The organism is Bombella apis (assembly GCF_018221685.1).
Taxonomy (GTDB): domain Bacteria; phylum Pseudomonadota; class Alphaproteobacteria; order Acetobacterales; family Acetobacteraceae; genus Bombella; species Bombella apis.
Genome location: NZ_JAGJTM010000005.1, coordinates 139,364 through 160,579, shown reverse-complemented (window position 1 = coordinate 160,579; position 21,216 = coordinate 139,364). Strand labels below are relative to the sequence as shown.

Genomic DNA, 21,216 nt, shown 5'->3' with positions numbered 1-21,216 from the left:
TGGTGATGTGGGATGTGGCCGTCATGGGGGCGGGGGCAGCTGGCATGATGGCGGCGGCCACGGCAGGGCAGAGGGGCGCGCGGACTGTCCTTCTGGACCATGCCGATCAGCCGGGGCGGAAAATTCTCATTTCTGGTGGTGGGCGGTGCAATTTCACCAACCTGAAGGCGGACTGGACATATTACCGCTCTGAAAATCCCCGTTTCTGCCGCTCCGCTCTGGCCCGGTACCGCCCGCAGGATTTTCTGTCCCTTGTCGAGAAATACCGCATTCGCTGGCATGAGAAGGAAGAGGGACAGCTTTTCTGCGATGAATCGGCCCGGCAGATTGTTTCCATGCTGGAAGATGAATGTCGGGTTGGCGGGGTTACGTTCCAGCTGGGCTGTTCCCTGAGTGATGTGAGCCATGATGGTCACAGTTTCACACTGGAGACATCACAGGGGCCGGTGCGGGCACGGTCCATCATTCTGGCAACGGGGGGGCTGGCCCTGCCCAAGCTGGGCGCCACCGACATTGCCCTGAAGCTGGCCCGGCAGTTCGGCCTGCGGATTGTGCCACCCGCTCCGGCCCTCGTGCCCTTTCGTCTTGAAGCGGCCCAGCCGAATCTTGCCGGTGTGTCCCTTCAGGTCACGGCTTCGCTGGCCGGTCGGAAGAAGCCGGTCTTCACGGGGGGGATGGTCTTCACCCATCGGGGTGTGTCCGGCCCGGCCATCCTTCAGATATCGTCATGGTGGGACGGGCATGAAGCCTTGCGCCTGAATCTGGCTCCGGGGCGTGATGTTCATGAGGATATGCGGGGTATCTGCCAGCAGCGCCCGAAGGCTCATGCGCCCGCCCTGCTGGAGGCCCTGCCCGCCCGGTTGGTGAAGGTGTTGGTTGCTGGAATGCTGGATGACCGCCCGCTGGCGGAACAGCCAGCGAAGGCGGTGCGTGCCCTGGCAGCGCAGGTGAGTGACTGGGTTCTCCACCCGGCGGGTACGGAGGGTTACGCCAAGGCAGAGGTCATGCGGGGCGGTGTGGATACGAGAGACCTGTCCTCCCAGACCATGGAGGCCCGCACGGTACCGGGGCTGTATGTTGTCGGAGAGGCCGTGGATGTGACAGGCTGGTTGGGAGGGTACAATTTCCAGTGGGCCTGGGCCAGTGGCGTGGCGGCCGGACAGGCTGCGGCAGGGCGGTCTGGTGTGTGATGGTGGCCAGAGGAGGGGCGATGCGATGGCGGCGGAAAAGAAGATGAAGAAGATGGAACGGCAGCCATGGCCCAGCGATGCTCCGCTGGAGGGTGAGGGACAGGCCCCGGTAAAGCTCCTTCTTGTCGAGGATGACGACAGTCTTGCGGAAGAGATCGTGGGGGATCTGTGCGGGCGTGGCTATGAGGTTTCACGTGCGGCAACAGGGACCGAGGGGCTGGAGATGGCCCGCCGGGATGATTATGCCCTGCTGGTGATGGACCGCATGCTGCCGGGCATGGACGGGCTGAGCGTGTTGGAGACCCTGAGGGAGCAGGGCATGACCATGCCGGTTCTGGTCCTGTCGGCCCTGTCAGCCGTGGATGACCGCATCAGTGGCCTGAAGGCGGGCGGGGACGATTACCTGACAAAACCATTCGTGATGGAAGAGCTGGCCGCCCGGCTGGAAGCCCTGCTGCGCCGTCCCATCTATGGCCGTACCTCCATGCTGAAGCTGGGGCCGCTGGAGATGGACCTTCTGGAACGGCGGGTGCGACGGGACGGGCGGGAAATCGACCTTCTGCCACGGGAGTTCCGGCTGCTGGAATACATGATCCGCCGCCCCAATACGGTGCTGACCCGGACCATGCTGCTGGAGGATGTCTGGAATTACCGGTTCGTCCCCCGCACCAATCTGGTGGACGTGCATATCGGCAAGCTGCGTCGCAAGGTGGACCGGGATGGCGAGGAGCCGTTGATCCACAGCATCCGTGGTGCCGGGTTCTGCCTGCGTGTCCCGGAGTGACCTGTTTCGCACGGCGGCGTTCCGGTTGACGCTGGGGCTTGTCTGTGTCGTCGTGCTGGGGATGCTGCTGGAGCTGATCCTGCTTTACGGGCAGATCAGTACTTATGAGCAGCTGCGCACCAACGACCTGCTGCGCCGTTCTGCTTCGGTCCTGATGCAGGAGGCCCCGGGTGATCTGGAGGTCCGGCTGAAAGAACGCAGCACGAGCGAGCTGCGCATCTTCCTGAATGCTGCCGCCCTGTTCGACAGGGACCATCACCCCATAGCCGGGGACATGACAACGTGGCCCGCAGGGCTTACGGCCAGTCCTTCTACCCAGAACCTCTCCTTTGTCCTGCCGGATCATTCCGTGACGGTCATGCGCTTTCTTGTGGTGGAAGTGCCGGGGATGCAGCCGGGGAAGACCCGCCTTCTGGTATTGGGGCGCTCCCGCCACATGGTGGATGAGCTGCGGCGTGTGGCCCGGCAATGCGCCCTGTTCTCCATGGTTCCGGTCGTACTGTTTGCTCTCATGGCGGGGATGATCCTCAGCCGCCGTGCGTTGGGGCGCATCACCAAGATGCATCATTCCATCGAGCAGATCGTCAAGGGGCAGCTTCGGGAGCGCCTGCCTGTCGGGCGCGGTCATGATGATCTTGACCGTCTTGCCGGGTCGGTCAACAGAATGCTGGACCGTCTGGAGCAGCTGATGGGTGAAATGCGGGATGTTGGCAACGACATTGCCCATGATCTCCGTACACCATTGGCCCGTGTCCAGGCCCGGCTGGATCGCCTGAACGGTTTTGTACAGGCGTTGACATCGACCCCGGAGGAGGAGCTCCGCTTCGAGCAGGCAATGGCTTTGTGCCAGAGGGATCTCGAGCAGTGTTTTTCTGTCATTACGGCCCTGCTGAGGATCGGGGAGATTGAAAATGGTCAGCGCAGGGCTGGTTTCAGGCGCATGGATATCATGCCTCTCATTGCCGACATGGCTGATCTGTACGAGCCCAATGCAGAAACGCAGGGGCTGACCCTGTCCGTGATACCTCATGAAGGCCCCGTGGAGCTTTGGGGGGATGCCGACCTGCTGAACGAGGTTCTGGCCAATCTTCTGGACAATGCTCTGAAATTCACGGGGGAGGGGGGAGCTGTCACTCTACGGGCAGGGCGGAACGAGCTGGGGGAACCGTGGTTCGAGGTGCGGGATACCGGGGTTGGTATTGCGGTGGAGGAGCGTGATGCCGTGATGGGCCGCTTCTACCGGGCAGACAAGAGCCGCCACGTGCCCGGCAGCGGGCTGGGGCTGAGCCTTGTGGCGGCCATCGTCCGGCTGCATGAGGCCCGTCTCGTGATTGATGAGAACCGTCAGGGGGATGTTGGCAGCGGAACCGTGTTCCGTCTTGTTTTTCCGGTTCCTGAACAGGCCCAGTGCGCAGGGTGAGGTGTGATGGGCCGTGGCAGATAAAAGGCTGGTAACGGAACCGTGTTCTTAAAAATCTTTTCAGATGAAAAGCATTTTTTCTTTGGGTTGCGTCGTTATAATCCCCCGGACGCAGGGTTGGGGCCTTCGGGCACCTGTGGCCCGTCCAGGTGGAGAGACAGATTGCCCAGCAGTATCGAGACAGAGAAGACAGCCTATCGAATGAAAGCAGGGATGGGTGAGGGGGCCTTCATGCTGGGACTGCCCCTGTCCGACATGGGGTCCTGCCCGTCATGAATGCCATTGTCCTGACCGCCCTGCGGCGGCCCTATACGTTTGTGGTCATGTCCATCATGATCCTCATTTTCGGGGTGAGGGCCATCCTGGGCACGCCGACGGACGTGTTCCCCAACATCAGGATTCCGACGGTGGCAGCTGTCTGGTCCTATACAGGGCTGATGCCAGAGGAAGTCTCCGGCCGTATCGTCTATTATTATGAGCGCGCCCTGACGGCGACCGTCAACAATATCGAGCACATTGAGAGCAACTCCTATTACGGGCGTGGGATTGTCAAAATCTTCTTCCAGCCCGGTACGGATACCAGCGTTGCCCAGACGCAGATCACTTCCGTGTCCCAGACGGTCATCAAGCAGCTGCCCACCGGGGCCACGCCGCCGCTCATTCTGGCACTGGATGCATCATCCGTCCCTGTCCTGACCCTGCAGGTCAACAATCCCAACATGTCCGCTTCGGAGGTCTATAACATGGCCTCCAACCTCATACGGCCGGAGCTGGTTTCCGTAGCGGGGACGGCCATCCCCAATCCCTATGGTGGTGTGGCAGCGGACATCATGGTGGATATCGACCCGGTGAAGCTTCTGGCGCACCGTCTCTCTGCCGTGGATGTGGCCAGCGCCCTGAACAGGCAGAATATCGTGCTTCCGGCCGGGGATCAGAAGGTCGGTGCCATGGATTTCATGGTGCGGACCAATTCTGCCCCCATGGATATTGCCGCTTTCAACCGGATGCCCATCAAGCAGGTGGGTAATTCCGTCATCTATCTGCGGGATGTGGCCTGGGTCCACAAGGGTGGGCCGCCGCAGACGAACGCCGTGCTGGTGCGAGGCAAGCAGGCGGTGATGATCGTCATCCTGAAGAGCGGGAACGCTTCCACGCTGGATGTGGTGAGCGGGGTGAAGAAACTTCTGCCGGATATCCAGAAGACGCTTCCCCCCGGCACAAGCATGGATATTCTCACCGATGCATCCAGCTTCGTGAAGGAATCCGTGGTCGATGTGGTGCGGGAAATGATCACCGCTGCCATCCTGACCAGCCTGACGGTTCTGCTCTTTTTGGGGTCGTGGCGTTCGACCGTGATCGTAGCGGTTTCCATTCCGCTGGCCATGCTTTCGGCTCTGATTGGCCTCAGCCTGTCCGGGCAATCCATCAATGTGATGACGCTGGGCGGTCTGGCTCTGGCTGTCGGTATTCTCGTGGATGATGCCACGGTGATGATCGAGAATATTGATGCCCACCTTCATATGGGCAAGGAGCTTGAGCCTGCCATTGTCGATGCTGCCAACCAGATCGTCATCCCGACATTCGTTTCGACCACCTGCATCTGCATTGTCTGGTTCCCGCTCTTTGAGCTGACAGGTGTGGCGGGATGGCTGTTCATGCCGATGGCCGAGGCCATCATTTTTGCGATGATCGCTTCTTTCGTTCTTTCCAGAACGCTCGTCCCGACGATGGCGAACTGGCTTCTGGCCGCACAGGTGGAGCAGCAGCGCCATCCTGACCATGCCAGCCGGAAAAAGGGTTTCTTTGGCAGGTTCCAGGAGAGATTTGAGGCATATTTCGAGCGGTTCCGCCAAAGTTATCATGATGTTCTTCTGGCCGTACTGGCGATACGGGCCCGGTTCATCATTCTTTTCCTCTCCGGTGCGCTGGCGTCTCTTCTTCTGCTTTTCTTTGTCGGGCAGGATTTTTTCTCGGAGATCAAATCCGGGACCATGCAGATGCATTTCCGGGCTCCGGTCGGAACCCGTATTGAGGAAAGTGCCAAACTCAGCGGGTTGATTGAAAAGAAAATCCGTGAGGCCCTGCCGGGTCAGGTGAAGCTGATCGTCAATAACTGCGGCCTGCCGATGAGCCAGATGAACCAGGCCATGGTGCCCTCTCCCACGACAGGAACACAGGACTGTGATGTCACCATTCAGCTGGAGGATGATGAAAGTCCGATCGCCGAATACCGCAAGCGCCTGCGTACGGCCCTCAGCACGGCTTTCCCGGGGATAGGCTTCACCTTCCAGCCGGGCGATCTGACAGCCAAGATTCTCAATTTTGGCCTGCCATCCCCCATTGATGTCCAGATTGTCGGGCGGGATCTCCAGCATAATTATGCCTTCGCCGTCCGTCTGGCCCAGCGTCTGCGCAGAATTCCCGGTGCGGTGGATGTCAGTGTCCAGCAACCCATGACCCAGCCGACCATGCTCATCAATGCCCATCGCAGTTTCGCCATGGGCACCGGCATCACGGAGCGTGATATCGCCTTCAATGTGCTGACAACCCTTTCGGGGAGTTCGCAGGTCGGGCAGACTTATTACCTCAACCCGCAGGGCACTTCACAGCTGATCGACGTGCAGGCCCCGGCCATGTACCTCCAGACCCTCAATGACCTGGAGAAGATGCCGCTCGACAAGGGGGATGGCAACCCGCAGAACGGGACCATGCAGATACTGGGTGGTGTCAGCCATATCGAACAGACAGGGACACCGGCGGAAGTCTCCCATTACAACATCATGCCGGTGTTTGACATCTACGTGGCGGCAGAGGGGATCGACCTCGGGGCTCTGTCCCGTGCTGTAAACCGGGAGGTGGAAAGCGTCCGGCCTGACCTGCCGCATGGGTCCAGCATGGTGGTGCGTGGGCAGGTCGTGACGATGAACAATGCTTATGTCCAGCTGATTGGCGGGCTGCTGCTTTCCATCGTGCTGGTCTATCTGATCATTGTCGTGAACTTTCAGTCGTGGCTGGATCCGTTCGTCATTGTCATGGCTCTGCCTGCCGCTCTGGGCGGGATTGCGTGGAGCCTGTTCCTGACCCATACGACCCTGTCCGTTCCGGCGCTGACAGGGGCCATCATGTGCATGGGGACAGCCACGGCCAATGCCGTGCTGGTTGTGGCTTTTGCCCGGGAGCGGCTGGAGGAACACGGCAATGCCGTTCTTGCCGCCTCGGAAGCCGGATTTGAACGCATCCGGCCCGTGCTGATGACAGCCCTTGCCATGATGATCGGCATGATCCCCATGTCCATCAGCAATTCCTCCAATGCGCCGCTGGGCAAGGCCGTGATCGGCGGGCTGATGATGGCCACGGTGGCTACGCTGCTGTTTGTCCCCTGCGTTTTTGCCCTGATCCATGGTGGTGCCCCGAAGAGTGACCGGGCCACTCCAGAAGGAGAACCTTCATGAATCCGTCCCCCCATCAGACTCCATCTTCGGCTCGTGGCAGGGGGCGTCTGCTGATTCTCATCCTTCTGGCGGTGCTTGCAGGGCTGGTTGTGTTGGGGCTTGTGCAGCGTGCCCTGCACAGGAGAGAGCTGGTGCGGGAGACGCAGGACAGTGCCATTGCCCGTGTCGTGCTGATAAAGGCGCAGCCGGGTCCTGCCACCCGGACCGTGGACCTGCCTGCCAATCTGGCAGCCTGGTATGAGGCGCCGATCTATGCGCAGGTCTCTGGTTATGTGAAGATGTGGTATAAGGATTACGGGGCCCATGTGAAGCGGGGCGACCTTCTGGCGGAGGTCAGCACACCGAGCATTGATGCCCAGTACGCGGCGGCCAAGGCGCATTATGAGGTCATCAATGCCCGTTACAAACTGGCGCTGATTACCACGCAGCGCTGGACAGCCCTGCGGGGGACACAGGCCGTCTCCCGGCAGGAGGTGGATGTGCAGGCTGCCAATGCCGCTGCCCAGAAGGCCGAGCTTGACGCTGCCGCCCATGAAGTTGAACGGGTGGAGGCGCTGGAGAATTTCAAACGTATCGTAGCCCCTTTTGATGGGATCGTGACGTCCCGTCTGGTCAATGTCGGGGATTATGTGAACGCGGCCGGGGGTAATCTCAATTCACGGGGGGCGATCGCCGAGCTGTTTTCCGTGGCGGATGTGCATCGGATCCGTGTGTTCGTATCGGTACCGCAGGATTTTGCCAGTGTCATTTCGCCCCGCATCAGTGCGGAGCTCAGCGTGCCACAATATCCGGGGCGTGTGTTCAAGGCCCGTTTTCTGGCCACGGCCAATGCCTTCAATGCCGCAACCCGGACCGTGACGACCGAGCTGGTGCTGGACAATCCTGATGGGCTGCTCTGGCCCAATTCTTATGCCACGGCGCATATCCAGGCTCCTGGCGACCCGAACGTGCTGATCGTGCCTACCAGTGCTCTCATCTTCCGTGCCCAGGGGATGCAGGTGGCCAAGGTTGTGAATCATCATGTCCGGCTGGAGACTGTGCAGGTCGGTACGAATTTTGGCATGACGACACAGGTTCTTTCCGGCATGTCCCTGGATGATGAGATTGTGGCCAATCCGACAGCCGACATGCTGGATGGTGATGAGGTCCGGGTTGTGACACCCACCCGTGGATATAATGATGTCAAACCCAAGGATACTGAGAAGCCAGTGCCGAATGTGACATCGAATGATCTGAGGCGTGTCGGTGCGATGCCACCACCGGAGGAAAACAGCCCTGATGATCAGGCAAAGCCGGGCGAAAGAGGGGCAACGGCATCCGATTCTGCGCCTGTCAGACAGGAACAGGGGCAGCACTGATGGCAACAGGGGTGTGGAAGACGGTCTCCCTTCTGGCAGGAGGGCTCTCTTTTTTTCTGACATCATGTGATCTGGCTCCGAACTATCACAGGCCACATTTCATTTACCCGGAGGGGTGGGCAGGCAAAGGCATCATGGGGGATGCCAAGCCGGCCGATGCAGTCGTGCGGGGAGAATGGTGGAAGCTGTTCCACGATCCCCAGCTTGATGAGCTGGAAGAGCGGCTGAACGTCTATAATCCGGACCTTCAGGCAGCGGCGGAGGTTTTCACGCAGGAGCGTGACATCGCCCGTGAGACGGAAAGTCGTCTGTATCCGCAGCTGGCCGGTGGGGCGCAGATGAGCCGGAACAAGCAGTCTGATGGGCGGCTCTTCCTGCGGCGGAGCAACAATACGCCCATTTATGAATCCAACGTCGCCTATAGCGGTGCCGCCACGTGGGAGCCGGATTTCTGGGATGCCATCCGCAACCAGACGCACATGCAGAAAAATCTGGCGCAGGCCGGGGCTGCTGAATATGCACTGACGAGGCTGAGTCTCCAGGCCGAGCTGGCATCAAACTACATGGCACTGCGTGGGATTGATGCCCAGCTGGCTGTTTATGATGATTCCATCCGGTATTTCCGTACGGCCGTGGAGATCACGAGGTTGCGGCAGGGGGGGGCCATTGGTGCGGGGCTGGATGTCTCCCGTGCGGAGAATGAGCTGTACTCCGCACAGGCGGCAAGGAGCTATCTGGAGGCGACCCGGCAGGTGCAGGAACATGCCATTGCTGTCATGGTGAACATGGTGCCTGCCAGTTTCCACATCCAGCCGGTCAAGGATTTCCGGCTGCATTTTGATACCATCCGGGTGAAGGAAGGTATCCCATCCACACTGCTGGAGAGACGGCCCGACGTGGCCATGAGCGAGCGGCAGATGGCTGCCGCTGCACGGGCCATTGGTGTGTCCCGGGCAGCTTTCTATCCCCATATCACCATCAGTGCGACGGGTGGCTTCGAGGATGCCGGGTTTGATCTGGCCAGCATCTCCAAGGCGTTCTGGCGGGTGGCCGTGCAGGCTGTGGAGCCGCTTTTCACGGGGGGGATGCGGCGTGCGGCCCTGCAACGGGCCTGGTCGCAATATCGGGAACGCGTGGACGCCTATCGGGCGACGGTTCTGGCGGCCTTTCAGGATGTTGAGGATGGGCTGAGCCAGACAGCCCTGTACCATCAGGAACGGCTCCAGCAGCATCAGGCAGTGGATGCTGCACTGCGGACACAGGCCATGACGATGGCTCTTTATACGGGGGGGCTGACGAACTATCTGGATGCACTGGTGGCCCAGCAGGATGCGCTGAAGGCCCGCCTGCTGGAGGTGCAGGCGCAGACACGGCAGCTCCAGTCCACGGTCAGGCTCATCCGTGCCCTTGGCGGCGGCTGGTCGGACAGGCTCCTGCCGGACATAAAGAGCATCGATCCGATTGGGCCGTTGCAGTATGAGGGGCTGCACCATGCCCGCCCCGCCGGTGAGGTGCCGGTGGGAACCCCGCAGAAGGGTTCTGAGATCGAACCACCCGCTGCGGAACGTGACCTGACGGGGGCGGCTGCCGTGCCAGCGCACCCCTGATTCCTGCTTGACGGTATGGGGGGAATGGTCTAGGCACCCTCTCAGTCGAACGTGGGAGGCGGGGATGATCCCCGCCGTCTCAACCACGGTTCGGGAACTGTAAATTAGGGAGTCCCGGATATGGCCAAAAAAGTAGTTGGCTACATCAAACTGCAGATTCCGGCTGGCAAGGCTAACCCGTCTCCGCCTGTCGGTCCGGCGCTGGGTCAGCGCGGTCTGAACATCATGCAGTTCTGTAAGGAATTCAACGCAAAGACGCAGGGCCTTGAGCCGGGGATGCCGATCCCGGTCGTGATCACCGCCTATGCGGACCGTACCTTCACCTTCATTACGAAGACGCCGCCGAACACCTACTTCCTGCTGAAGGCAGCGAAGATCACCAAGGGTTCCCAGACGGTTGGCCGTGCGTCTTCCGTTGGGTCCGTGACGACATCCCAGCTGCGTGAGATTGCTGAGAAGAAGTTCCAGGACATGAACGCAAACGACATCGATGGTGCCGTGCGTATGCTGGCAGGGTCTGCCCGTTCCATCGGTCTTGATGTGGTGGAGGGCTGAGAACATGGCCAAGAACAAACGTATTGCCGCCCTGCGCGCCAAGGTTGATGGTGACAAGCTGTACTCCCTGAACGACGCTGTCGCTCTGGTGAAGAGCAACGCAACGGCCAAGTTCGATGAGACGGTTGAATTCTCCATCGGTCTCGGTGTTGATCCCCGTCATGCTGACCAGATGGTCCGTGGTCTGATCTCCCTGCCGCACGGTACGGGCAAGACGCTGCGTGTCGGTGTGTTCGCCCGTGGCCCGAAGGCTGAGGAAGCTGCCGCCGCCGGTGCCGAGGTTGTCGGTGCGGAAGACCTGGCCGAGAAGGTGCAGGCTGGTGAGATCGAGTTCGATCGCTGCATTGCCACCCCGGACATGATGGCTCTGGTTGGACGTCTGGGTAAGATTCTTGGTCCGCGCGGCCTGATGCCGAACCCCCGTCTCGGTACCGTGACGATGGACGTCAAGGGTGCCATTGAGGCTGCCAAGTCCGGTCAGGTGGAATATCGTGCCGAGCGTGCCGGTATCGTTCATGCTGGCGTCGGCAAGGCTTCTTTCTCCGAGTCCCAGCTGGCTGAGAACGTGAAGGCTCTGGTGGATGCGCTCCAGAAGGCCCGTCCGTCCGGTGCGAAGGGGACTTATCTGAAAAAGGCTTCACTTTCCTCCACAATGGGGGTAGGTGTGCGTATCGATCTCTCCAGCTTTGAAGGCTGATTGAGGGGAGATTATGGAATCGCCACCCTCCAGGGTGGTGTTCTGGAGCAGCCCAGGCTGCTCCTTTCCTGTCCTAGAACGCATGTGGGTGTCATCCCTTAAAGCCCTTTTCGGGCGCAGGCGTGAGACGGGCAGAGCGTATCAGGCCCTCTGGGTGCGATGCGGTCTTCCTTATCATGGACAGGCGAGCGGGCTCTGTTGTGCCTTTGGGTAGGGCAGGGCCTATGGGTAACCTGGTCCGAGCAATCGGACTAACGAGGAGACAGGTTTTGGACCGTACGGAAAAACGGGCCTTTGTCGAGTCCCTCAGCAAGGTGTTTGGTAGCACGTCCATGGTTGTCGTCACCCAGAATCTGGGTCTGACGGTTGCCGATGCGACAGAACTGCGCCGCAACATCCGCGCTGTAGGTGCGACATACAGGGTTGCGAAGAACCGGCTGGTCAGCCGTGCTCTGGATGGGACCCAGTTCGACGGCATTGCGCCGCTGCTTAAAGGCCCGACGGCCATTTCTTGGTCGGATGAGCCGGTTGGCGTGGCGAAGGTGCTGGTCGAGTTCGCCAAGAAGAATGACAAGCTGGTGGTACTTGGTGGTGCCCTTGGCAATCAGACCCTTACGGCTGATAGCGTCAAGGCACTGGCCTCCCTGCCATCTCTGGACGAGCTGCGTGCACAGCTGGTTGGTATGATCAGTACCCCGGCAACCCGCATCGCAGGCGTCACCCAGGCTCCGGCTGGGCAGCTTGCTCGCGTTCTTGGTGCCTATGCCAGAACAGGCGACACGGAAGCCGCTTGATTAACGGGGTGGCCCGCATGAGCGACGCCGCCTGACATTTACGCATCTTAGAGGATATTATCATGGCCGATCTGGCAAAACTGGTTGACGAACTGTCCGCTCTCTCCGTTCTGGAAGCTGCCGAGCTGTCCAAGCTGCTCGAAGAGAAGTGGGGCGTTTCCGCTGCTGCTCCGGTTGCTGCTGTTGCTGCTGCTCCGGCTGCTGGTGGTGAAGCTGCTGCCGAGAAGACAGAGTTCGATGTTGTTCTGGCTAAGGCTGGTGACAAGAAGATCAACGTCATCAAGGAAATCCGTGGCATCACGGGTCTGGGCCTGAAGGAAGCCAAGGACCTGGTCGAGGGCGCTCCGAAGACCATCAAGGAAGGCGCCACGAAGGACGAGGCCGAGAAGATCAAGAAGGTTCTGGAAGAGAACGGCGCTACCGTCGAGATCAAGTAAGAGCTGTATCCATGCGGTCCCCTTTGGGGGAGCCGTTGGAGCGAGTGGGCGGGTGCTTTATGGTGCCCGCCCCATTTGCCGTTGACAGGGAAGTTGTCTATAGTAAGGCATTCCGTCACGCGTCATAGACAGGATTAAGCCAGCCGTTCAAGTCGTCTGATATTCCATGGGGTTAATGGGATGGTCACATAGCGGACGACTTGAAGGTCTGGTTCAGAGGCAGGATAAGATGGCGATCACAAAATCGTTCACAGGGCGTAAGAGGATCCGCAAGAGCTTCGGGCGCATTCCCGAAATTGCGCCGATGCCTAATTTGATTGACGTGCAGCGGGCTTCCTATGAAGCTTTCCTGCAGATGAATGTGCGCCCCGACAGCCGGGAGCCGGCTGGCCTTCAGGAGGTGTTCCGTTCAGTTTTTCCGATTCATGATTTTGCTGGCCGTGGGCGGCTGGATTTCCAGTATTATGAATTCGAAGAACCGAAATACGATGTGGAAGAGTGCATCCAGCGTGGCCTGACCTATGCGGCCCCGCTGAAGGTCATTCTGCGTCTGACAACGTGGGATATTGACGAGGATACGGGGACCCGCTCCATTCACGACCTGAAGGAGCAGCCGGTCTATATGGGCGACATGCCGCTCATGACGGACAACGGGACCTTCATCATCAACGGGACGGAACGTGTCATCGTTTCCCAGATGCATCGTAGTCCCGGCGTGTTCTTCGATCACGACAAGGGCAAGACACACTCTTCCGGGAAGTATCTTTTTGCTGCCCGTATCATCCCTTACCGTGGTTCCTGGCTCGATTTCGAGTTCGATGCCAAGGACATCATCCATGTCCGCATCGACCGCAAGCGCAAGCTGCCGGTTACCACGCTGCTCTATGCACTGGAAGGTGACAATTATCTCAAGGCTCGTGAAGCCAAGCTGGCCGAGGGTGGTGACGTCGATACACTCGAAGTTGCCGGTATGGATGAGGACGAGATTCTCTCCACTTTCTACGATGTCGTGCCCTTCACCCGCATGGGTGGCGAGTGGGCCCGCCCGTTTGAGCCGGATGCCTTCCGTGGCCTGAAGCTGCTCAGCCCGCTGGTGGATGCTGATACCGGCGAGGTTGTGGCAGATGCCGAGACCAAACTGACAGCCCGTGTCGTTCGCAAGATCGCCGAGAAGACCCGTGTTGTGCAGGTGGGGCGTCTGGATATTCTGGGTCGCTTCATTGCCCATGACCTTGTCAATGAAAAGACCGGTGAAATCTATGCCGAGGCTGGCGAGGAGCTGACGGAAGAGAAACTGGCCGAGCTGGAAGAGCTGGGCCTGAAGGAGCTTCCGCTTCTCGCAATTGACGGAACGCATGGCCCGTGGATCCGCAACACCCTGATGGCGGACAAGAACACCACGCGGGAAGAGGCGCTGATCGATATTTATCGCATCATGCGACCTGGTGAGCCACCGACCCGTGAGACGGCAGAAGCCATGCTGCATGGTCTGTTCTTCTCGCAGGACCGGTATGACCTGTCTGCTGTTGGCCGTGTAAAGATGAACATGCGGCTGGATGTGGATGCGCCCGATACGCTGCGGACGCTGCGCAAGGAAGACATCCTGCGGACGGTCAAGATTCTCTGCGATCTCAAGGATGGTCGTGGTCAGGTCGATGATATCGACAACCTCGGTAACCGTCGTGTCCGTTCCGTCGGCGAGCTGATGGAGAACCAGTACCGCATCGGCCTGCTGCGCATGGAGCGTGCCATCCGTGAGCGTATGGGCTCTGTCGATATTGACACGGTCATGCCGCATGACCTGATCAACGCCAAGCCTGCTGCTGCTGCCGTGCGTGAGTTCTTCGGCTCCTCCCAGCTCAGCCAGTTCATGGATCAGACCAATCCGCTCTCCGAGGTGACACATAAACGTCGCCTGTCGGCCCTTGGTCCGGGCGGTCTGACCCGTGAGCGTGCAGGCTTTGAAGTCCGTGACGTTCATCCGACCCATTATGGCCGTATCTGCCCGATCGAGACGCCGGAAGGGCCGAACATCGGTCTGATCAACTCCCTGGCCACTTATGCCAAGGTGAACAAGTACGGCTTCATCGAGACGCCGTATCGTCTGGTGAAGGATGGCGTTTTCCAGGACGGCTGGAAGTATCTCTCCGCCATGGAGGAAGAACGCCTTCTGGTGGCGCAGGCCGATGCCAAGCAGAGCGACAATCGTCTGACGGACGAGCTGGTGGCTGTCCGCCAGACCGGTGACTTCCGTCTTGTGCCGCCGGAACAGGTTACCGCCTGTGACGTGTCGCCGAAGCAGCTGGTTTCCGTGGCTGCTGCGCTTATTCCGTTCCTGGAAAACGACGACGCCAACCGTGCGCTGATGGGTTCCAACATGCAGCGTCAGGCCGTGCCGCTGGTGAAGGCTGATGCCCCGCTGGTCGGTACCGGCATGGAAGGCCCTGTGGCGCACGACTCTGGTGCGACCATCATTGCCAAGCGTGGCGGTGTGGTGGACCAGCTGGATGGTGCCCGTATCGTGATCCGTGCGACGGACGAGCAGGGGGCCACCCAGGGCGTGGACATCTACCGTCTGCGCAAATACATGCGTTCCAACCAGTCTACCTGCCTCAATCAGCGTCCGCTGGTGAAGGTTGGCGATCTGGTCGCTGCCGGTGACATCATCGCTGATGGTCCGTCCACCGAACTGGGTGAGCTGGCTCTGGGCCGTAATGTGCTCGTGGCCTTCGTGCCGTGGAATGGGTACAACTTCGAGGACTCCATCCTGATCTCCGAGCGTATCGCCCGGGATGACATCTTCACTTCAATTCACATTGAAGAGTTCGAGGTCATGGCCCGTGATACCAAGCTGGGTCAGGAAGAAATCACCCGTGACATCCCGAATGTCGGTGAGGAAGCCCTGCGCAACCTTGATGAGGCCGGCATTGTCTATGTCGGTGCCGAGGTCAATCCGGGTGACATCCTGATCGGCAAGGTGACGCCGAAGGGTGAAAGCCCGATGACACCGGAAGAAAAGCTTCTGCGTGCCATCTTCGGTGAAAAGGCCTCTGATGTACGTGACACCTCCCTCAAGCTGCCTCCGGGCACGAGCGGGACGGTGGTTGATGTCCGTGTCTTCTCCCGCCGTGGTGTGGACAAGGACGAGCGTGCCATGGCCATCGAGCGGGCCGAGATCGAGCGTCTGGCCAAGGACCGTGATGACGAGCGTGCCATCCAGGAGCGCAGTTTCTACAACCGCCTCAAGGAGCGTCTGGTCGGGCAGGAAGCTGCTGCAGGCTTCAAGGGCGTACGGGCTGGTACGCCGATCACGGCCGAGCTGCTGGGTGAGCATCCCCGTGTGACGTGGCGCAACATTCCTGTTGCCGACATGGCCGTCATGGCCGAGCTGGAAACGCTGTGCCGTGAGTTTGATGGTGCCATCAAGCGCATCAACAACCGCTTCGACAACAAGGTCGAGAAGCTCCAGCGTGGTGACGAGCTGCCGCCTGGTGTGATGAAGATGGTCAAGGTCTTCATTGCCGTGAAGCGCAAGCTTCAGCCGGGTGACAAGATGGCTGGCCGTCACGGTAACAAGGGTGTGGTGTCCCGTGTCGTTCCTGTCGAGGACATGCCGTTCCTCGAGAATGGTCAGCCGGTTGATCTGCTGCTGAATCCTCTGGGCGTGCCGTCCCGCATGAATGTGGGGCAGATTCTGGAGACGCATCTGGGCTGGGCCTGTGCCAATATCGGCCAGAGCATCGGTGCGATGGTTGATGAATATCAGCGCACGGGTGAGCGTCGGCAGGAGCTGCTGGACCGTCTGAAAGATGTCTATGGTGAGAAGATCTTCAATGAAGATATCGCCACGATGGACAACGATCAGCTGATCGAGCTGGCCAACAACCTGCGCAAGGGCGTGCCGATCGCAACTCCGGTGTTTGATGGTGCCTCCATCCCTGACATCGAGGAGATGCTGAAGAAGGCTGGTGTCAGCGAGAGTGGTCAGTCCCAGCTGATCGACGGGCGTACGGGCGAGAAGTTCGAGCGTCAGTCCACGGTGGGCTACATCTACATGCTGAAGCTGCATCACCTTGTTGATGACAAGATTCATGCCCGCTCGATCGGTCCTTACTCGCTGGTCACCCAGCAGCCGCTTGGTGGTAAGGCCCAGTTCGGTGGTCAGCGTTTCGGTGAGATGGAGGTCTGGGCACTGGAGGCTTACGGTGCTGCCTACACGCTGCAGGAAATGCTGACGGTGAAATCGGACGATGTGTCCGGCCGGACGAAGGTGTATGAGGCGATCGTTCGTGAACAGGACGACTTTGAAGCTGGTATTCCAGAGAGCTTCAACGTTCTGGTGAAGGAACTGAAGTCGCTTGGTCTGAATGTCGAACTTGAGCAGGGAGGGCTGTGAGGGCAGTGCTTTCCGCTTCTTCTTCATTGTTCATGTTTAACGTGCCGGCGGGACGCCGCCCGGCACAGTGGGGTTTCGGCAAATGAACGAACTCATGAAGATTCTGGGTCAGTCTGGTCAGTCAGGCACGTTTGACCAGATCCGCATCCAGCTCGCCTCCAGTGAGCAGATCCGCTCATGGTCCTATGGCGAGATCAAAAAACCGGAGACGATCAACTACCGTACCTTCAAGCCGGAGCGTGACGGGTTGTTCTGTGCCCGGATTTTTGGTCCGACCAAGGATTACGAGTGCCTCTGTGGCAAGTACAAGCGGATGAAGTTCCGTGGGATCGTTTGTGAGAAGTGCGGTGTCGAGGTGACGCTGGCCAAGGTCCGCCGTGAGCGGATGGGCCATATCGACCTTGCTTCACCTGTCGCTCATATCTGGTTCCTGAAGTCCCTGCCGAGCCGCATTGCCACGATGCTGGACCTGCCGCTCAAGGATGTTGAGCCGGTCCTGTATTTCGAGAAGTTCCTGGTGCTCGACAAGGGCGTCTGCGAGTCCGATCAGGTCGAGTCCTACAAGCACGGCAAGCGTCGTGACCAGTATCTGCTGGATGAAATCCGTTGCGAAGAGCTGATGGATGAATTCGCTGATGACGGTCTGGATGTCGGTATCGGTGCCGAGGCCATCAAGCGTGCGCTGTCCAGCTATGACTGGGGTCTGCCGAACGCTCAGGAGGCCGAGCTGAGCCGTGCTGCCCGGGAGCGTGGCGAGCCGGATCCGTTCGATTACGACGCCGAAGTGATGGACGGCGATTCGGAAAAAACGGTCATGCGCAAGAAGTTGCGCAAGGCGACATCCGAGGCGGCCCGCAAGAAGCTGGTCAAACGCCTCAAGATGGTCGAATCCTTCGTCGAGAGTGGTGCCCGTCCGGAATGGATGATCATGGACATCGTGCCTGTGATTCCGCCGGAGCTGCGTCCGCTCGTGCCGCTGGATGGTGGGCGTTTCGCCACCTCCGACCTGAATGACCTGTATCGCCGTGTCATCAACCGTAACAACCGTCTGAAGCGGCTGATCGAGCTGCGTGCGCCAGACATCATCGTCCGCAACGAAAAGCGCATGCTGCAGGAAGCCGTTGATGCGCTGTTCGACAATGGCCGTCGTGGCCGTGCCATCACCGGGGCCAACAAGCGTCCGCTGAAGTCCCTGTCCGACATGCTGAAAGGGAAGCAGGGTCGCTTCCGTCAGAACCTGCTCGGCAAGCGTGTGGACTATTCTGGCCGTTCCGTGATCGTGGTGGGGCCGGAGCTGAAGCTGCATCAGTGTGGTCTTCCCAAGAAGATGGCGCTGGAGCTGTTCAAGCCCTTTATTTATTCCAAGCTGGAGAAGTACGGGCACGCCACGACCATCAAGGCCGCAAAGCGGATGGTCGAGAAAGAGCGTCCGGAAGTCTGGGATATCCTCGAAGAGGTCATCCGTGAACATCCGGTGATGCTGAACCGTGCGCCGACCCTGCACCGTCTCGGCATTCAGGCATTTGAGCCGAGCCTCGTGGAAGGCAAGGCCATCCAGCTGCACCCGCTGGTCTGCACCGCCTTCAATGCGGACTTTGACGGTGATCAGATGGCCGTGCACGTACCGCTTTCGCTGGAAGCCCAGCTGGAAGCCCGTGTGCTGATGATGTCCACCAACAACATCCTCAGCCCGGCCAACGGCAAGCCGATCATTGTGCCTTCCCAGGACATCGTGCTTGGCCTGTACTATCTGAGCCTCGAGGTGCCCGAGTACCGTCTGACGCCGGATGAAGCCGAGATCAAGGATGGCAAGGTCATCAAGGCGGCTCCGCCTGCCTATGCGGCCGTGGCCGAGATTGAGGCGGCCCTGCTTTCCGGTGCACTGAAGCTTCATGACAAGATCCGTCTGCGTCTGGATGCTCAGGATGAGGAAGGCAAGCCGGTCCGTCAGATGATCCTGACGACACCGGGTCGCGCCCTGATTGCCCAGATCCTGCCGAAGCATCCGGCCATTCCGTTCAGCCTGATCAATCGTCAGCTGACGAAGAAGCTGGTGTCCGACGTGATTGATACCGTGTATCGTCACTGCGGGCAGAAAGAGGCTGTCATTTTCTGTGACCGTCTCATGGCTCTTGGTTTCCGCCACGCTGCCAAGGCTGGCATCTCCTTCGGCAAGGACGACATGATCGTTCCAGCCGAAAAGACCACTCTGGTTAACAAAACCACCGAAGAGGTGAAGGAGTTCGAGCAGCAGTATCAGGAAGGTCTGATCACCGCTGGTGAGCGCTATAACAAGGTGGTGGATGCCTGGTCCCGCTGTACGGATGAAGTGCAGGCGGCCATGCTCAAGGAGATTTCCAAGCAGGTACCGGGCAAGCCGACAAACTCTGTCTGGATGATGAGCCATTCCGGGGCCCGTGGGTCACCGGCCCAGATGAAGCAGCTTGCCGGTATGCGCGGCCTGATGGTGAAGCCGTCTGGTGAGATCATCGAGCAGCCGATTGTGGCCAACTTTAAAGAAGGTCTGTCAGTTCTCGATTACTTCACGTCCAGCCATGGTGCCCGTAAGGGGCTGGCTGATACGGCGCTGAAGACCGCCAACTCTGGTTACCTGACACGTCGTCTTGTCGACGTGGCGCAGGACTGCATCATTACCGAAACTGATTGCGGTAGCGAGCGTGGCCTCGTTGTCCGTGCGGTGACGGATAGCGGTGAGGTCGTGGCTTCTCTGGCAGAGCGTGCCCTCGGGCGGACCCTGTCCCAGGATGTGTTCCATCCGATGACGGGTGAGAAACTGCTGGAGCGCAACCGTCTGCTGGAAGAAGCTGATGTCGAGATGCTCGAAGGTGCCGGGATTGAAGCGGTGGAAATTCGCTCTGTCCTGACCTGTGACAGCAAGGCAGGCATCTGCGCTCATTGTTATGGCCGTGATCTGGCCCGTGGTACGCCGGTCAACATCGGTGAAGCCGTTGGCGTGATCGCTGCCCAGTCCATCGGTGAGCCGGGAACGCAGCTGACGATGCGTACCTTCCACATTGGTGGTGCGGCGACCCGTGGTGCCGAGCAGTCCATGGTCGAGGCTTTCCGTGACGGCAAGGTGACCATCCGTAACCGCAACGTCGTCCAGAATTCCCAGAACGTTCCTGTGGTCATGTCCCGGAACTGTGAGATTCTGCTGATTGACGAAACCGGGGCGGAGAAGGCCCGCTACCGTGTGCCTTACGGTGCCCGCCTGATGGTGTCCGAAGGGCAGGAGGTCAAGCGTGGTGACAAGATGGCAGAGTGGGATCCCTACACGCTGCCGATCATCACGGAGCAGGCTGGGACGGTCGAATATCAGGACCTGATCGACAGCATCACGCTGGTCGAGCGGGTTGACGAGGTGACCGGTCTGACCTCACGTGTTGTCGTGGACTATAAGCAGGCCGCCAAGGGTGTTGATCTGCGTCCCCGCCTCCAGCTCAAGGATGCGGATGGCAATGTGGTCCGTCTCGCCAACGGCAACGAGGCCCGCTACTTCCTGTCTCCTGACAGTATTCTGTCCGTGGAGAATGGGGCCGTGGTCCATGCCGGTGATGTGCTGGCCCGTATTCCGCGCGAGGGTTCCAAGACCCGTGACATTACCGGTGGTCTGCCACGTGTGGCCGAGCTGTTCGAAGCCCGCCGTCCGAAGGACCATGCGATCATTGCCGAAGGTGATGGCCGCATCGAGTTCGGCAAGGACTACAAGTCGAAGCGTTGTGTCATCGTACATAATGACGAGACGGGTGAGCGGACGGATTACCTGATACCCAAAGGCAAGCATATTTCCGTGCAGGAAGGTGACTTTGTCCAGAAGGGTGACCCGCTGGTCGATGGTCCCCGTGTGCCGCATGACATCCTCAAGGTCATGGGAATGGAAGCCCTGTCCGACTATCTGGTCAATGAGATTCAGGACGTTTATCGCCTGCAGGGCGTGAAGATCAACGACAAGCATATTGAAGTGATCGTCCGTCAGATGTTGCAGAAGGTTGAGGTTCTGGAGCCGGGTGATTCCACCTATCTCATTGGTGAGACTGTGGACCGGATCGAGTTCGAGCGGGACAACAGGATGCTTCTGGAGCAGGGGCGTGAGCCGGCAAAGGCCATGCCGATCCTTCAGGGTATTACCAAGGCGTCTCTACAGACGCAGTCCTTCATCTCTGCGGCCTCCTTCCAGGAGACCACGCGTGTGCTTACCGATGCCGCCACATCTGGCAGAATCGATACGCTTGGTGGCCTGAAGGAGAATGTAATCGTGGGCCGTCTCATCCCGGCAGGGACGGGCGGTGCCATGCGGCGTCTGCGTAATCTTGCAGCAGACCAGGCTCCGGCTCGCCTCGATAAGGGGAGAGCTGAGGTAGAAGACGCTGCTGAGTGAGGAATTCTGGGGTCAAGCCTCTCTGTTATGGCAGAGAGGCTTGACTCTCGGGCCAACCCAACTTAGGGTCCGCGCCTTAGACAGTTCCCGCCTGTTAAGGTGAAGGAATCGTCCCAGAATAAAAAAT

General features: G+C 59.5%; 12 protein-coding genes. All 12 read left to right on the top strand.

What is annotated here, in order from left to right; all coding sequences use genetic code 11:
* Positions 1 to 5 precede the first annotated feature (5 nt).
* The 12 genes from J8Z04_RS07850 to rpoC all read left to right on the top strand — a co-directional run bounded on the left by J8Z04_RS07850 (position 6) and on the right by rpoC (position 21,089).
* On the top strand, positions 6 to 1,190 hold the full coding sequence (locus tag J8Z04_RS07850) for a BaiN/RdsA family NAD(P)/FAD-dependent oxidoreductase (protein WP_103765282.1): 1,185 nt from the start codon (positions 6 to 8) through the stop codon (positions 1,188 to 1,190).
* A 52-nt stretch (positions 1,191 to 1,242) separates the two neighbouring features.
* On the top strand, positions 1,243 to 1,974 hold the full coding sequence (locus J8Z04_RS07845) for a response regulator transcription factor (RefSeq protein ID WP_052348917.1): 732 nt from the start codon (positions 1,243 to 1,245) through the stop codon (positions 1,972 to 1,974).
* A complete protein-coding gene (locus J8Z04_RS07840; protein ID WP_043558309.1) occupies positions 1,961 to 3,394 on the top strand; it encodes a sensor histidine kinase in 1,434 nt (477 codons plus the stop codon). Before J8Z04_RS07845 ends, J8Z04_RS07840 begins: the two co-directional genes overlap by 14 nt.
* A 272-nt stretch (positions 3,395 to 3,666) precedes the next feature.
* Positions 3,667 to 6,846: an efflux RND transporter permease subunit gene (locus tag J8Z04_RS07835; RefSeq protein WP_192848439.1), complete on the top strand. Its 3,180-nt coding sequence runs from the start codon at positions 3,667 to 3,669 to the stop codon at positions 6,844 to 6,846.
* Positions 6,843 to 8,204, top strand: a complete 1,362-nt coding sequence (locus tag J8Z04_RS07830) for an efflux RND transporter periplasmic adaptor subunit (protein WP_192848440.1) — start codon at positions 6,843 to 6,845, stop codon at positions 8,202 to 8,204. Before J8Z04_RS07835 ends, J8Z04_RS07830 begins: the two co-directional genes overlap by 4 nt.
* Positions 8,204 to 9,811, top strand: a complete 1,608-nt coding sequence (locus tag J8Z04_RS07825) for an efflux transporter outer membrane subunit (RefSeq protein ID WP_192848441.1) — start codon at positions 8,204 to 8,206, stop codon at positions 9,809 to 9,811. Before J8Z04_RS07830 ends, J8Z04_RS07825 begins: the two co-directional genes overlap by 1 nt.
* A gap of 120 nt (positions 9,812 to 9,931) precedes the next feature.
* A complete protein-coding gene (gene rplK / locus J8Z04_RS07820; RefSeq protein ID WP_043557819.1) occupies positions 9,932 to 10,366 on the top strand; it encodes a 50S ribosomal protein L11 in 435 nt (144 codons plus the stop codon).
* A gap of 4 nt (positions 10,367 to 10,370) precedes the next feature.
* Complete coding sequence (rplA, locus tag J8Z04_RS07815; protein ID WP_043558313.1) at positions 10,371 to 11,063, top strand: 50S ribosomal protein L1; 693 nt, start codon at positions 10,371 to 10,373, stop codon at positions 11,061 to 11,063.
* Between the two features lie 269 nt (positions 11,064 to 11,332).
* On the top strand, positions 11,333 to 11,857 hold the full coding sequence (gene rplJ, locus J8Z04_RS07810; protein ID WP_043557820.1) for a 50S ribosomal protein L10: 525 nt from the start codon (positions 11,333 to 11,335) through the stop codon (positions 11,855 to 11,857).
* A gap of 62 nt (positions 11,858 to 11,919) precedes the next feature.
* Complete coding sequence (gene rplL / locus J8Z04_RS07805; protein ID WP_043557822.1) at positions 11,920 to 12,294, top strand: 50S ribosomal protein L7/L12; 375 nt, start codon at positions 11,920 to 11,922, stop codon at positions 12,292 to 12,294.
* Positions 12,295 to 12,523: 229 nt separating this feature from the next.
* Positions 12,524 to 16,690, top strand: a complete 4,167-nt coding sequence (gene rpoB, locus J8Z04_RS07800; protein ID WP_192848442.1) for a DNA-directed RNA polymerase subunit beta — start codon at positions 12,524 to 12,526, stop codon at positions 16,688 to 16,690.
* A gap of 82 nt (positions 16,691 to 16,772) precedes the next feature.
* Positions 16,773 to 21,089: a DNA-directed RNA polymerase subunit beta' gene (gene rpoC / locus J8Z04_RS07795; protein WP_043557824.1), complete on the top strand. Its 4,317-nt coding sequence runs from the start codon at positions 16,773 to 16,775 to the stop codon at positions 21,087 to 21,089.
* Positions 21,090 to 21,216: the final 127 nt, after the last annotated feature.